The 17,004-nt window shown below is 49.5% G+C and carries 6 protein-coding genes; all 6 read right to left on the reverse strand.

The genetic code is table 11. The features are described from left to right. Positions 1 to 4: 4 nt before the first annotated feature. On the reverse strand, positions 5 to 10,831 hold the full coding sequence (locus VM802_RS14380; RefSeq protein ID WP_325531623.1) for a non-ribosomal peptide synthetase: 10,827 nt from the start codon (positions 10,829 to 10,831) through the stop codon (positions 5 to 7). A gap of 122 nt (positions 10,832 to 10,953) precedes the next feature. After that, complete coding sequence (locus VM802_RS14385) at positions 10,954 to 11,922, reverse strand: 2,3-diaminopropionate biosynthesis protein SbnB (protein ID WP_325531624.1); 969 nt, start codon at positions 11,920 to 11,922, stop codon at positions 10,954 to 10,956. 23 nt (positions 11,923 to 11,945) lie between these two features. Beyond that, entirely contained in the window at positions 11,946 to 12,911 is a 966-nt protein-coding gene (locus VM802_RS14390) for a pyridoxal-phosphate dependent enzyme (protein WP_325531626.1), read from the reverse strand. A gap of 583 nt (positions 12,912 to 13,494) precedes the next feature. After that, positions 13,495 to 14,118 carry a response regulator gene (locus VM802_RS14395; protein ID WP_325531628.1) on the reverse strand — a complete coding sequence of 208 codons (624 nt, stop codon included), beginning with the start codon at positions 14,116 to 14,118 and terminating at the stop codon, positions 13,495 to 13,497. 3 nt (positions 14,119 to 14,121) lie between these two features. Then, complete coding sequence (locus VM802_RS14400; protein WP_325531630.1) at positions 14,122 to 16,101, reverse strand: sensor histidine kinase; 1,980 nt, start codon at positions 16,099 to 16,101, stop codon at positions 14,122 to 14,124. 319 nt (positions 16,102 to 16,420) lie between these two features. Beyond that, the gene (locus VM802_RS14405; RefSeq protein WP_325531632.1) at positions 16,421 to 16,834 is read right to left on the reverse strand and encodes a hypothetical protein; all 414 of its coding nucleotides are present in this window, start codon (positions 16,832 to 16,834) and stop codon (positions 16,421 to 16,423) included. Positions 16,835 to 17,004: the final 170 nt, after the last annotated feature.

The raw sequence follows: 17,004 nt of genomic DNA on the forward strand, positions 1-17,004 counted from the left end.
TTTTTTAAAAGCTTATGATATCTTCCAGTTGTTCTTCGTTTCCATTGAGCAGCTTATCCATCATCTGATAGCTTACAGTACCGTCCAGCCCAAAGTCTGACGGCGTAAACACCTGGCCTTGTCTGGCCTGCTGTATACAATGCGCAATCAGTTCCTGCAAACGTGCTATGTATTGGGCGGACAATGCCTGCATGGTATCTTCTTCAAAGTGCAGGGTGCTGTAGCGCCAGTGCAACTCTAATTGCCCGTTTCTGACCATACCGTTAACAGTGATCAGTTCATTTACGGGATGCGCAGGGCTTACATCTTCGCCGGCCTGTTCTGTGGCGGCACGCAGCCACTGCTGCCCGCCGGTTACATTATCAAACTGTCCCAGGTAGTTGAACATAATATCCCAGTGTACGCCATGCAGAGAGGATGCCTGATTAATATACCGGTGCACGCCGTAACCCAATCCTTTATCAGGTATCTGCCGGATCTGTTCTTTGATGCTCTTTATCAGATCGCTGTTATTACCTGTACCAGTGGTATGCAGGACAACGGGATATATGGAAGTAAACCACCCTACGGTACGGCTGATGTCAAGCTGCTTTTTACCGGGTATCTCACGGCCATGCCCTTCCAGTCCGATCACGATCTGGTGATGGCCATTCCGGCGATTCATCACATCCGCCAGCGCTGCCAGCAGGAGATCGTTTGTATCAGTATTGAAAGCGGCGGCTGTGTCCTTCAGCAACTGTGCGGTAGCCTGTGTATCAAGACTAACGGATATTTCAGCGGTATCCTTCATCGTCACTACACCGGCGTATATTTTGTCTGTACGCAGACGGTGATACGATTTAACAGCCTGTTCCCAGTATGGTAGTTGGGAAGCCATCTTCTGCGATGCGCCATATTCCTGTAAAGCAGCCGCCCATTGTCTGCAGGAGGCGCCTTTCTCTGCATCCGGGATAGCACCACCGCGCAGCCACTCTTCTGCATCATCCAGCAGAATACGCCAGGAGACGCCATCTACCGCGAGGTGATGTATCGTCAGCAACAAGCGGTGACGGGAAACAGATGCAGGCATCTTCATCCACACCATGCGCAGCAGGTCGCCCTGCAATATATCCAGGCTTTGCTGATACAACCTGCAACTTGCGGTGATGGCTTCAGACAATGCAGCCACCGGGATAGCACTGAGGTCTTCTGTTACCAGCGGGCTGTATAGCTCCGTGTATTCCTGCGACCACCGGCCGTTTTCATGAGCGTATGAAAAACGAAGCGCATCATGGCGCGACAACAGGTATTGCAATAAGCCACTGAGCTGGTCTTCACTGATGGATTTGTCAACCTCCAGCAATACGCTCTGGTTGAAATGATGCACCGCCTCTTCGCGGGATACCCCTTCGAAGAACCAGGATTGTACCGGCAGCAAGGCAGCAGCGCCTTTAAGGATACCCTGTTCACTCAGCGCAGATGCATAACCGTTATCTTTCCGGTTATCAGCTACAGCAGCCAGTTGTGCAATCGTCTGTGAGGAGAATATATCTTTCAGTTGCAGGTGTACGCCCTCGCGTTTTGCGCGGTTGATAACCTGTATGGCGATGATAGAGTCACCACCCAGCCGAAAGAAATTATCGTGTATGCCTACCCGTTGTATACCCAGTAAATCCTGCCAGATATTCGCCAGCAGGTGTTCCGCGGATGTAGCCGGTGCGGTGTATTCATGCGAAGCCGGTAAGGTATTGTCTGGCTCAGGCAAGCGGCGGATGTCAGCTTTACCGTTAGCGGATAACGGAATGTTTTCTATCTCCACCCACAAAGCCGGCACCATGTATTCAGGTAACAACGCTTTCAGCCATGCCATTACCTGCTCTTTCTCAAATACGCCTGACGGCACCACATAGGCTACCAGGCGCTTGTGACCCTGATGATCCGGGCGCGCTGTTACCACGCACTGGCTTACCTGCTCATGCTGTTGCAACGCATGGCTGATCTCGCCCAGCTCTATACGGTAACCGCGGATCTTCACCTGATCATCGATGCGGCCCTGGTACTCTATATTGCCATCTGGCAGCCAGCGCGCCACATCGCCCGTTCTGTATAATCTCTCTGCAGCATTCCAGGGTGCGGGTACAAACTTATCTGTGGTCAGTTCTGCTCTGTTGAGGTAACCACGCGCCACCTGTATACCACCGATATATAATTCGCCTGTAACACCCACCGGCACTATATTTCCGGCAGCGTCCAGGATATATAACTGCGTATTGGAAACGGGTTTACCGATCGGTACAACGGTAACCGCTTCGTCTTGCCTGTTGGCCGGCCAGCAGCTCACGTCAATGGCAGCCTCCGTAGGGCCGTAAAGGTTATACAGCCCGATACCATCCAGCTTCTCGTGAAAGCGGTTCACATGCGCAGCCTGTAAGGCTTCCCCACTGCACAATACCCTGCGGAGCCGGGCGCCCTGACCAGCGGTAATCTGTTCCAGGAATACCTGCAACATAGACGGTACAAAGTGTATCGTAGTGATCTGCTGTGCAGCAATTACATCACTGATATACCCGGCATCCTTCTCCCCTCCCGGGATGGCAAATACCAGCTTAGCGCCGGTCATCAAAGGCCATAGCAGTTCCCATACCGATACGTCAAAGCAGAAGGTAGTCTTCTGCAAAACAGCATCCGTATGATCCAGACCAAAGTAACCCTGTGTCCACAGCAGGCGGTTCAGTAATCCGCGGTGCTCATTCATCACACCTTTGGGCTTACCGGTAGAACCGGAAGTATAGATCACATAAGCCAGGTGACCCGGCTGCGGCGATGCCAATGCGTGACGCGGTGCAGCATTTATTTCTTCCTGCAATTCATCCAGTGATAATACGCTGCCGCTGAAAATGTCCTTCAATGCGGCTGCGTGGCGTTGTTGCGTTAATACCAGTGGTGCGTTGGTATCTTCCAGCATGTAACGGATGCGGGACTCCGGATAATGCGGATCAATCGGCACATAAGCGCCGCCGGCTTTCAGAATACCAAGTATACCGATGATCATGTCGAAGGAACGCTCCAGGCACAGGGGCACCAGCACCTCCTCCCGAACGCCCTGCTGGCGCAGGTAACAGGCCAGCTGATGGGAACGTTCATTCAGTTCATAATAGCTCAGTATCTCATTTTCAAAAACAACTGCCGGCGCTTCCGGCGTACGCAATACCTGTTCATTGAACAGATCCGCAAAAGTTTGGTCCAGGTTATAGGCAACAGCCGTATCATTGAAATCTTTCGTAATAGAGGTCACTTCTTCTTCCGTAGTCATGCGCAACAAACCGGTCTTTGTCTGTGGCGCGGATATAATGGATTGCAGCAGCACTTCATAGTGCTGCGCCATGCGGCGGATCGTATCTTCACGGAATAAAGCAGTACTGTATTCTATCTCCACATCCAGACCATCTGTCTTTTCGGTAAGGCTGAAAGTAAGATCGAATTTAGATGCACTGTGTGGCATCGTTTCCAGTTCTAACAGCACCGCCCCCAATTGCATGGTGTCTGTCGTACCCTGGTTCTGCAAGGCAAACATCACCTGGAACAAGGGATGGCGGCTGCGGTCCCGCTCCGGCGACACCGCTTCCACCATCTTCTCAAAAGGGAGATCCTGGTACTCATAAGCAGAAAGCAGCTGTTGCTTCAATGATTGCAGCAAAGCAGTAAATGCGTTTTGTTCATCTACCTGTTGGCGCACAGCCAGCGTATTCACAAAGAAGCCGATCATATTCTCCAGCTCCTCCAAACGGCGGCCTGCCACGGGTGTACCTACACAGATATCTTCCTGGCCGCTGTAACGATACAACAGCACCTGGAATGCAGCCAGTAGCGTCATATACATCGTTACGCCCTGTTCATGGCTCAGCGATTGTAAAGAAGTTTGTATAGATGATGGAATATGATAAAGAACTTTACTACCTGCGGTACTTTGTACAGCAGGACGGGGATAATCTGTGGGAAGATTCAATGGAGCAACACCGGTAAGCTGATCTCTCCAGTATTGTTGCTGAGCCGACAATACGCCGCCACTCAGGTAAGCCCGCTGCCACAGGGTATAGTCTGCATATTGCAGCTCAGGCGCTGCCAGTGCAGCTGTGCGGCCATTGACAATCGCGTCATACAGTTCCGGCAGCTCTTTTACAATCACGCCCATCGACCAGCCATCGGATGCAATATGATGCAGCACTATAGCCAGTAAACAAGTATCTTCTTCTTCCTGTAATAACCCTGCACGCAGCATATAATCATCGGCTAATATAAACGGCTTGTCCAGGAACGCGGAGATCGCGTCGCGGTCTGTAATCCGCTCCAACACCCAGCTTTCAGCGGTACGGATTTCCTGGTAGGCCTGTCCGTTCTCCTCTCCGATTACAGTGCGCAATACTTCATGTCGCTGTACAACCGCACGCAGCGCCAGTTCCAGCGCCTCGTGATGGAGAGGGCCGGTAAGCTTCAGCAGCGCGGGTATATGGTAATGCAGACTGCCTTCCAGCTGGTCGATAAACCACAGGCGTTCCTGGCTGAAGGAAAGCGGCACACGCTCCGGCCGCAAACCCGCTGTGATAGCAGGTAAGGAGACATTCCCCGCATGCTCATTTATACGGAGTGCCAGCGCATGAATGTCTGACCCGGCAAAGAGATCGCTCACCGTGAGCTCTGTAGCCAGACGCTTCCTGATCATCGCAATCAAGCGGATCGCCAGCAGGGAGTGTCCGCCCAGCTCGAAGAAATTATCGTATACCCCTACCCGTGGTACGCCCAGCAATTCAGCCCAGATCTCTGCCAGCTGGCTTTCCAGCACTGTGCGGGGCGCTGTGTATACCTGCTTTTGTGCGGTACTCATATCCGGCGCAGGCAGGCTTTTTCTGTCTGTCTTGCCATTCGCGGTGAGTGGCAGCGATGCCAATTCCACCCACAACCCCGGCACCATGTAGTCAGGCAGGCGGTGTTGCAGGTATGCCTGTAAGGCGGATCTGTCCAGCGGGCCGGTGGGGACAATGTACCCCACCAGCCGCCTGATTCCTTGTGTATCGGGGGGCGCTGTTACTACACACTGCGCCACCTGCTCAAATTGTTGCAATACACTTTCTATCTCTCCCAGCTCTATGCGGTAACCGCGGATCTTCACCTGGTCGTCCATACGGCCCAGGTACTCTATATTACCGTCTGGCAGCCATTTCGCAAGGTCGCCGGTCTTATACATCCGGATGCCTTCCAGGAAGGGGTCTGTTACAAACTTTTCTTTGGTGAGCTCCGGGCGGTTCAGGTAACCGCGCGCCACCTGCACACCACTGATATGCAGCTCTCCTGCAACTCCCACCGGCGCCACGTTTCCGGCAGCATCCAGTATGCGGTAACAGGTATTGGCCAATGCCTTACCTATCGTAACCGGTTCTTCTTTCTTCAACGCCTTTGACGATGCCCAGATAGTCGCTTCTGTAGGACCATACAGGTTAATCACCTGCTGATGGCTGAGAGAAACAAGCTTATCTTTCAGCTCCGGCATAATAGCCTCTCCACCGGTAAGGATGGTCAGTTGCTCATCATTGTTCCAGCCCGCATCCACCAGCATCTGCCACGTAGCAGGCGTGGCCTGCATATAGGCCGGACGATATGAAGCCAGCACCTCCTTCAGTAAAAAGGCGTCCGCAGATTTTTCTCTTGGACAAATAATCACCGTATTCCCGCTTTGCAGGGGGAAAAACATTTCGAGGTAAGATATATCGAAGCAATACGTGGTAACGGCGAGTAAGCTGAATGCCTCTTCCGGACGGATCACATCCTGCATAGCCAGGAGAAAGTTCAGCAATGAACGGTGTTCGATCATTACACCTTTGGGCTTACCCGTAGAACCGGAAGTATAGATAACATAGGCGAGATGGTCAGGACGGGGCACAGATGGCAACGCCTGACGCGATGCGGCATTGATCGCTGTGCGATGGTCATCCAGTGAAAACACCGTACCGCTGAAGATGTTTGTCAGCGCAGCGGCATGACGTTGTTGCGTGATGACCAACCGGGCGCTGGTATCTTCCAGCATATAGCGGATACGGTCTTCCGGATACTGCGGATCTACCGGCACATAAGCGCCACCCGCCTTCAGCACAGCCAGTATGCTGATGAGCATATCGAAAGAACGCTCCAGGCACAACGGCACCAGCACTTCTTCCTGAACGCCCTGCTCACGCAGGTAATGGGCCAGCTGATTGGAACGTTCATCCAGTTCCCGATAGCTCAGTGTCTCCTTTTCAAAAACAACCGCAGTTGCTTCAGGTGTGCGCAATGCCTGCTCACTAAACAGCTCAACGAATGTCCGTTCCTGGTTATAAGCGGCAGCAGTATCGTTGAAGCCTTCCAGGATCAATACCGTCTCATCCTGCGTAATCATGCGCAACAGGCCCGTCTTCGTTTCCGGTGCTGATACGATAGATTGCAACAGCATCCCATAGTGCTGCGCCATGCGGCGGATAGTATCTTCACAGAACAAAGCGGTACTGTATTCTATCTCCACATCCAATCCATCTGCCCGTTCTGTCAGGCTGAAAGTAAGATCAAATTTGGACGCGCTGTGCGTCATGGTTTCCAGTTGCAACAGCACCTCTCCTAAATGTACCTTGTCAGCAGTTCCCTGGTTCTGTAAAATAAACATCACCTGGAACAGCGGGTGGCGGCTGCGGTCACGCTCCGGCGATACGGCTTCCACCAGCTTTTCAAAAGGAAGATCCTGGTGCTCATAAGCAGCCAGTAACTGTTGCTTCAACGATTGCAGCAAAGCAGTGAATGCGCTTTGTCCATCTACCTGTTGGCGCACTGCCAACGTATTCACAAAGAAGCCGATCATATTCTCCAGCTCCTGTAAGCGGCGGCCCGCTACCGGCGTACCTACGCAGATGTCTTCCTGACCACTGTAACGATACAGTAATACCTGGAATGCAGCCAGTAACGTCATGTACAACGTTACGCCCTGTTCATGGCTCAATGACTGTAAAGACGTTTGTATAGATGCCGGAATGCGGTAAAGAATCTTACTACCTGCTGTACTTTGTATAGCAGGACGGGTATAATCTGCCGGAAGATTTAACGGGGAAACGCCTGTTAGTTGTTCCTTCCAGTACTGCTGTTGAGACGACAAAACCTCTCCGCTCAGATAAGCACGCTGCCACAAAGCGTAATCCGCATATTGCAGCGCAGGCGCCGCCAGCGCAGATGTACGGCCACTGGCAATCGCTTCATATAGTTCCGGCAGCTCTTTCACAATCACCCCCATCGACCATCCGTCAGATGCGATATGATGCAGTACGATCGCCAGTAACCAGGTATTCTCTTCTTCCTGCAATAATCCTGCACGCAGCATATAGTCCTCAGCGAGGATAAACGGCTTGTCCATGAAGGCAGGGATGTCATCACGGTTCGCAAGCGGCTCCAACACCCAGTTTTCTGCAGTACGGATCTCCTGGTAGGCGTGTCCGTCTTCTGCTGCCATTACCGTGCGCAATACTTCATGTCGCTGTACAATCGTACGCAGCGCCTCTTCCAGCGCTTCTGGATGAAGAGGGCCGGTGAGTTTCACCAGCGCGGGTATATGGTAGTGGAGGCTGCCTTCCAGTTGATCGATAAACCACAGGCGTTCCTGGCTGAAGGAAAGCGGCACGCGCTCCGGCCGTAACCCGGCTGTAATGGCAGGTAAGGAAGCATTGCCCTTCTTACTGTGTATGCGTGCTGCCAGCGTATGGATATCCGGACCTGCAAACAGATCACCAACCGTCAGCTCTGTCGACAACTGCTTCCTGATCACGGCGATCAGCCGGATCGCCAGCAGGGAGTGACCTCCCAGCTCAAAGAAATTATCGTATATCCCTACCCGTGGCACGCCCAGCAACTCAGCCCATACTTCCGCCAACTGGCTTTCCAGCGCTGTACGGGGCGCTGTGTAGGTATGTGCCTGCGCCGCACCCATATCAGGCGCAGGCAGGTTCTTTTTATCAATTTTACCATTCGCGGTGAGTGGCAGCGATGCCAGCTCCACCCACAATCCGGGCACCATATAATCAGGCAGGTGCTGTTGCAGGTATGCCTGCAAAGCGGATCTGTCCAGCGGGCCGATGGGTACAATGTAACCCACCAACCGCTTGACGCCCTGCGTATCTGGGCGGGCCGTTACCACACATTGTGCTACGTGCTCATGTTGTTCCAGAACACTCTCTATCTCTCCCAGCTCTATACGGTAACCACGGATCTTCACCTGGTCGTCTATACGGCCCAGGTACTCTATATTACCATCTGCCAGCCATTTCCCGAGGTCGCCGGTTCTGTACATCCGTACACCCTCCCGGAAAGGATCGGTCACAAATTTTTCTTTGGTAAGCTCCGGGCGGTTCAGGTAGCCACGCGCCACGCCAATACCCGATACACAGATCTCACCAGGAACACCCAGCGGACATAATTGCCCGCGCTCCCCGAGAATATAGAGATGCAGATTCCGGATAGGCCCGCCCACCGGAATATTCACGGCATCGGGCGTATCATGCATGAAATAAAAACTCACATCATCAGAGGCTTCTGTAGGGCCGTAGGCATTCACCACCGGAATCCTGCTGAAACGAGGATGTGCAAACCACTGCGCCAGCAACGACTGACTCACCGCCTCTCCTGTAACCAGTAAATATTCCAGCGCATTCAGTTCCACAAGGCTCTCCCCCTGCAATATCGTAGACAGGTAAGACGGCACCAGCTGCAGCAGGGTAATGCCCTGCTGATCAACTGTGGCAATCAGTTTATCAGGTTGCAGCAAAATAGCTTCATCATAGATAACGGTTCTTCCTCCGCATATCAATGTATTCACCATCTGCCACACAGAAATATCAAAAGTATAAGGCGCCGTAAAAGCCAGTGCAGTATCCGCATGCATATGGAAGGTTTCCACCATCGCCAGCAAACGGTTCAGCAGACCGGCATGTTCCACCAGCACTCCTTTAGGTTTACCGGTAGATCCGGATGTATAGATCACATACGCCACATGCTGCGGCAGTGAAATGGTTCCGGTAAGCACTTCGCCCTCCGCATCATTATTCATGGTGATCACCTTCACCTCCACATCAGCAGGAATCGCCCCTTTCGCACGCTCACTGCTGATCACAATCTGCGCAGAACAATCTTCCAATATATACCTGATCCTCTCTGCCGGGAAACCAGGATCTACCGGCACATACGCACCTCCCGCCTTCCATATACCCAGCACCGCAACAATCATTTCCATACTGCGCTCCATACAAATGGGCACCAGCGAATCAGGTCCCACACCTGATTGACGAAGCACATAAGCCAGTCGGCCGGATTGTTCATCCAGCTCCCTGTAAGTCAGCTGCTGCTCCTGGAATGACAAGGCAACAGCCTCAGGTCTTATACTCACCTGCTCCGTAAAAAGATCATTGAACGTTTTTCCTTCAGGGAAAGGCATGTCCGTATTGTTGAACGAATCCAGCAACTGCTGCTCTTCCGGAGGAATAATGCTGAAATCCGCCACCTGCTTGTGGAATCCGTCTTTGAACTGCTTCAGGATATGCAGTATCCTGTGCGCCAGCAGCGTAGTATCTTCTTTATCGAAATAAGCGGTCTGATAATCTATTCTCAGTTCAAGCGGCTGATGCTGTCCGTAATCAAACCAGTAAAGCGCCAGCGGAAAGTGCAGGTATCCGTTGGGAATATTATTGGCGTTCACGCTCATCCCTTCCCCCAGATCCAGCTCAAAATCAAGCTGCGCATAGTTTACCTGTATTTCCGCCAGGTAGTCTTCCCGCACATTCACGCCGGCATCACGCGCCGCATCAGCCAGCATATAGTGCTGATGACGGTAGTCTTCACGTTGTTGCTGCGATATGGTGAGCAACAAGTCTTCCAGCCGGGTATCACTATGGCAGATACCTTTAAACGGAATCACGCCGGTAAACATACCGGCTATACCACGCAGCTGCTTATTCCGGCGGCGGTGCAGCTGAATACCGAAAATGAAACCGGTCCTGTCGGTGATACGGGAAAAATATATCATGAAAGCAGCAATGGTCAATTGCTGCAGATTTACTTTAAGATGTCCGTGCAGGCTCTCCAGCAACGCTCTTTCAGCGCCGGAGATATTCAGGATCAGCGTCTCTCCCACTCTTGATATGGCCGCATCAAACTGCCTGGCCTGCAACAGGCTTTCGGGCCTGGCGCCCAGCCTCTTTTTCCAGTACTCGCCTTCCTGCATGTATGCGGGCGAGCTATTATAAGCCGCAGCCCTGATTAATTCTTCCTTGTAGGATGGAAAATTGATCTGCCGGTCTTCTCCGGCCACAAGTGATTTATACTGGGAAGCGATATACTGATTGATGGCAGATAATCCCGTACCGTCAGTGATCATGTGATGGTATTTGAAGAAATACCAGTGTTCATGATCAGATAATTTAATAAGGTATTGTTCAAGCAATGGCCCGTTCTCTTCCAGGGAGAACGGCGTTCTCATACGTTCAACGAGCCAGGCGGCAATTTCATCCGGCGTTTTTGTGCCGGAGGAATAATCCAGTACCGGAATCTCCAGGTGCAGAAAATCATCATCAAAATAACAACGGGGGGTATGACCGCTAAAATCAATGCGCTGCCGGAGCACATCAAACACATGCGGTAAAGAATGGACGATAGAGACAAACAGGGGGCTGTCGAGCTTTCCGAAGATCTTCTGATAACCGCCGATATTGTAATACGGCTTATCCGGATTGATCAGTTGATCAATATATGCATCCTGTTGAGCAGGGTGAAGCGGGAGGAAATACGTTGACATCAATATAAAAAATTAGATACTGTCTGGTAAAATAATCGGATGTAACAAACGTGTTCTGACGCCCCGAACAGGCGCCAGAACAATAACTACTAACTTCGAACAATGACAGTGGTACTTTCTGATCAGTCAGGCAGCACGGTACCGATATTTTTACTGAGTGCTTCCCGGTAATAATATCCGCCTACGGCAATGTCGAAGATGGCCATACCCATAGGATTGAACATCACTACCGGATCAGTATAATCTTTTAAGGGATCTTTACAAATGAGATCAGCAATGGAAAAAGTATCTTCTTTCATCAGTCCTTTTTCCTGGTGCATCTTTTCTATATCTGTATTTTGTCTGCAAACCTCCTCCCAGTCGTCTACCACAATGACATCCATGAAATCCTTCATTTCTGCTTTATAGTCGCGCAGTGATACATTGAGTTGTAGTGAGCCTTTGGCGGGCGCTTTATCGATATAAGGCGCGGCAGACACGGTGCAGGTGATGAAGATATCAGCATCCGTATAGCATTCCTCCCAGGAGGCGGCCATCTTCACTTTGCTGCGGATCTCCCCGCCGATAAATGTTTCATCGATAGTTCCGATATCATGCAGGTATACATCTCCAAGCTGATCGCCAACAATGCTGCTTACCATACTAAGGTGCATTCTTCCGATGGGTCCGAAGCCGTTGATACCCACTTTCAGGTTTTTCTTTGCGCCGTTCTTCTTCTTCCACTCACGGATCATCAGCCCGGAAACCGCAGCAGTCCTGATCGCACTGATAGCGGAGGTATTGATCATGCTGATGGGAACGCCGCTGTCATGTTCATTGAGAATGGTAACAGAATTGGCGCGCAATTTATTTTTGTAGATATTATCAGGGAAACTAGCTATCCATTTGATCCCTGCCATAGGATGATCACCGCCGATATATGCCGGCATAGCAATGATCCTGTTCTTCAGATCTCCGTACCTCAGATACGGCTTGATAGGCTGTGAATAGTCTTCCTGTTCAAGCACATGGACTGCGCCGTGAATCACGTCTGTTAATTTGTCCCAATTAAGTCCTAAAGCGGTAATGTTATCGGCATTCAGATATAGCATAAGAAATATTTTCTATCGTGTTTTTATTGTGCGGAAGGCGTCAGTAATTTTTCTGCAAGTTGTTCTGTCCATGCTTTATCATAGATCGTATCCAGGTAAGTATGGCCTTTATCGGGGAAAATCAGCAGTGATGTGGGTTTTTCCGTATGCTCACTATACTTCGCATAGTTCTTGGCGGCGAGATAAACAGCGCCGGAAGAAGCGCCCGCAAAGATGGCCTGCTCATTCAGCAGTTCATGGCATCCTTCTATCAGGCTCAGCTGCGATACAATCACCACATCATCAATGATGGCATTTTCAATAATGGGAGGACGCTTACTGGCGCCAATACCGGATATATAACGTTTGCCGCCTTCATGGCTGAAGATGACAGAACCTTCCACATCCACGCCAACGATTTTAATATCGGGCCTTTTCTGTTTTATGCTGGTGGAGATGCCAGTGATAGCGCCGCTGGAGCTCACAGCAATAAAAATATAATCCAGCTTGTTGAAGGAAGTGAGGATCTCATTCCCAAGTCCGTAATAACCTTTATAGTTATTCGGATCACCGTACTGGTCAGCGATGAAAGCATTATCTATACCGGCATACAGCTCATTCACTGTATCGATCCGCGTAAGCAGGTAACCACCTGTATGATCCCTTTTGGTAACCTTCACCACTTTGTAAGAGATGAGATTCAGTAAGGATTCATACGCCTGATTGATATTGGGATCAATCACCGGTATGAACTTCAGGTGAAGTCTTCTGCAGATGGAAGCCACGGCTATCGCGAGATTGCCGGAGCTGGATGCAATGATCGTTGTACCTTCGTTGATGGCCCCCGACTGTATACCATGATAGATAATACTGAAGGCAGCACGGTCTTTGGAGCTGCCGGAGAAATTGTTGTACTCCAGTTTGGCAAACATATCTGCATGTTCGTTCTCCAAACGGATAAGGGGCGTCTGGCCAATAAAAGCTGCCAGCTTATTAAGTTCTGTTAACATTTATTCAGGATTTAACAATTAAACAACAGAAAACGGTTCACGGCATATTCTGGCAATAGGTTACCTGCTCTCGCTTTGGAGAGAGTAATCATAGAATACCTTAATCCGTTAATATTCCGGAGAGAGCGTTAGCCATATTGGGTTAGCAGGCTTACGCTCACGGCAGGTGCTTTCCTGACGGCACGATTATATATCAGGAAAGCTACAACCGCAATAGCAAATTATAGCGTTACTGGACTTTTCCATAAGATGTTGTTTCGGACTGACAATGTATATGAATGAACGAATGCAAGGATCAAATTCTCATTCTACCAAAAGCAGTACATAAAGGTTTCCTTTTTTAATACATGATGAAACAGCAATATCAGATTAGCGGAGGAGATCTGACATTAACCGTATATCATCATAAAATAGGCACAAACATGTTTCAGGCCAGACGCATGCTTTCCAGCGTCTGTAGACAAGTGTTCGTGACAGTTAAGGGCTTTACACTGATGCTTATAAACTGAAGCAAAATTATAACGGTATCGGGATCATAACAATACCTGAAAAGGGGCTTTTTCACCCCCCTGATTTCAGGGGGCTACATCAGGTTATTCTCTGTTGCAATTTTAACGACAGCCGCCATATTGTTCACCTTGAATTTCTCCATCATCTTTTTACGATGACCATCTACAGTATAGGTACTGATAAATAAACGGGAGGCTATTTCCTGGGAAGTATTACCATTGCCGATCAGCGACAGGATTTCCTTTTCGCGCCTTGTGAGATGAGGCAGTTGCAGATCCAGTTCAGGCTTCTTGCTGTTAAGCGCCTGCTGGCTGCCATAGCAGAAATAAATGCCGCCATCATATACTCTCTTAATAGCCGCCAGTATATCTTCCTGCAAAGCATTCTTCAGGATGTAACCGCTGGCGCCATTGCTGATGGCCGACAAAATAGTGCTCCTTTCACAACTGTTGCTGAATATGATCACACTGATATGGCTGTATTGCTTTTTTATTTCGGCACACAGCGTGATCCCATTCATATCGGGCAGCCCTATATCCAGCAATACAATATCCGGCCGCGATGTAATCAGTGCCTGCATCGCTTCATTGGCAGACCTTAGCTGCTTCTCGAGTTTCATGTCCGTACTCGCTGAAAGCAGGTTTCTCAATCCCTCCAGGACAATAGGATGATCATCTACAGTAATAACGCTAATCATAATTTATCTTATTAAACATTCTACGATAATAGTGGTACCTTTTCCCGGTGCTGAGATAATATCCATCTCTCCGTTGAGAAACTCTACCCTTGACTGTATATTTAATAATCCCGTTCCTTTCCGGTTGCCCAACTGCACTTTATCAAATCCCTTTCCGTCATCTTCCACCGTAAGGAACAACTTGTCGTCTGTTTCCTGTAACTCCACCAGTATTTCAGTGGCAGCTGCATGCCTCATAGCATTATTCACCAGTTCCTGCATAATGCGATACAATACCATCTGCCGGGTGATGTCCATTTTATTCTTATAATTGACCACATAGCAGGTGATATGCAAACCCGTTTCGCGCAGGGTATCACAATACGCTGTAAAAGCTCTTTCCAGGCCGAAGTTCATCAGTATTTCCGGCATCAGGCTACGGGCAATACGCCGCAGTTCTTCAGAAGCCTGATCCAGCCAACGCATACATCTCCTGACGATCTCTTCACCCTTATGGCCGGAAACCATCAGCGCCGCGCCGGACAATTCCAGCTTCGTGCCGGATAAGATTCCTCCCAGCCCGTCATGAAGATCACGCGCCAGCCTGTTCCGCTCCTGCTCCTGCCCTTCCACCATCGCATGCAACAGGGAAATACGATGCTCCTGCTGAATTTTTTCCACCTCAAAACGATGCAGGCGTTTTCGGTGCCGGAGCAGCAGATACACCACCATCAGTATCCCCAGCAACAGCGCCAACCCCGTCAGCAAAAGGTAGTTCAGGTACCGGCCCTGCTGCAATTCCAGTTGTTGCTGCTTGTTCCGGTTCTGCAAAGCCAGTATCTCTTTTTCCTTCACCACATTCTGATAACGCGATTGCAGGTCTTCAACTGCTATAGCTATCTCATCTTTTTTTATGCTGTCGCTCAGAAACTCATATCTGCGGAGATAATTATGTGCCGCTTTGATATTGCCGGACTGCTCTTCCACCGTAGTGAGGAGCTTCAGCGCCTTCAATTCATTCAAAGGCACATTCTCCGTTCCTGCCTTATGGAAAAACTGCAACAGGTATTTCCGGGCATCCTTATAGTCACGGAGAGAGATATACGTCTCACTCAATCCCTCCCATATACTGTTCAGCGCATATCCTCTTTTATACTTCAACGCAATATCTTCCGCCTGTAAATAATACCTGACCGCATCATTATAATGCCTGGTAACATGCGCATACAACCCTTCATGCAGATAGTACTCCGGCCACAGGTCGGAATTTTTACTTTCCAGGAGTATAGTATAGCTTTTATCGAGGTAATACCGCATTTCCCGGATGGAATCCAGCTGCTGCATGCACTCCACGAGGTTGATATATACAAAGGCAAGGCTCTCTTTAAGATTGGTATTGCTGAAGATGGTTTCTGCCTTCTTCAGGTAGGCATAAGCCTTCTGCGGATTATTGGTGTTCAGCAGCTCAGAAGCAATGTTAGCCACCACCACGCCAAGGGCGCCAGAGTCTTTGGTACGTTCAATGTCCGGCACCAGGCCGATAAGTAATTCCAGTTCCGCCTTGGGCTTGCGTAACTGCGCCATTACGTTGGCCAGGTTCCCGATAGCCCTTATATGTATATACCGTCCCATAACGGAGGTATCATTTCTGATAAGGCTATCCGCTAACTCAAAATGCGACTGTGCCTGCGGGAAATTGCCGACATCCAGGAAACACTCGCCCAATGAATAGTTAGCAAACGCCAGCCCCAGGGGATGATTCCGCTTACGGTATATATCCAGCGATTCATAAGCCATATTAAAAGCCTTCACCGAATCGCGGCCGGAATACGCCTGAGCCAGTAACCCCAGTACCCACGCACGGCCCGTATCTGTTTTTTTCTCAGCCAGTAATTTTTCCAGGCTGTCGATACGCCTTCGCTTGTCATTCTGCGCATATATAGACGAAAAGGAAATAAAGGAGCATAGGAGCAGTAAGAGGACAGCATACAGAGGATTTCTCATCGGGCAACATTAAATCAATCTACTAAAATGGGATTATTCACGCTAAAGGGTGATCAACAAGTTTCAATTCGGGTACAATAATAGGTCAAAAGGACTATTTACAGAAATTTTATCCCTATTTTCTGTCTCCCTGTTTACGGCGGCCCGCCATACACCTGCTATTGGTAAATAAAAACCCCTATTTTTCGGTATTTACATTTTCCGCTATTTCGCTCATCCCCAGGCGGGTATAACGAGGCTATAGCATAAGAAGCAGCGGCCATCTCCGGAAATGAGATGGCCGCTGCTTCTTATGAAAATATTTCTCTATGCGCTAAAATTATTCCTGGCCAAAGATGGCTTTGTTGTTTTTCTTCAACGTATAGCCCTGTCCGTTTTGCTCCAGCTGCAACGCCCCCTTTTTCCATTTATATTTCCCCTGCTGGCCAGTTCTGACAAGAACAACACTGGACTTAATACCAGGTGCAAATACCTCAGCCATTTTGTTATCATCACTGAAGATAACCGCCGCCCTGGATGTGGAGCTGCCCTTCGGATGGATCTCATTTAACTGAACCTTCTGCTCAAAGGTTCTGATACAATCTTTTTTTATCACCGAATAAGTATATCCGGCAGAACCGATACAGCCATGTTTGTCTCTATCCGATCCCAGCGCCTTGTTTTGCGCCTGAGCTGATACCGTCCCGGCAACAAAAGAAAGCGCCAGCATAAAAAGAAAATTTCTTGTGTTCATATTCTCGGATTTGCGTTAATAATAAAAGGCCAATGGATTAATGCATACCAAATATACGGGAATCATCGCATTTGCCAGGGAATGATACATCAATACCATAAATAGAAAACAGCGAAACCAATTGGTTTCGCTGTTTTCTATTTATGGTATTGATGTATCATTCCCTGGCA

Source organism: Chitinophaga sp., from assembly GCF_035538455.1.
GTDB lineage: Bacteria > Bacteroidota > Bacteroidia > Chitinophagales > Chitinophagaceae > Chitinophaga.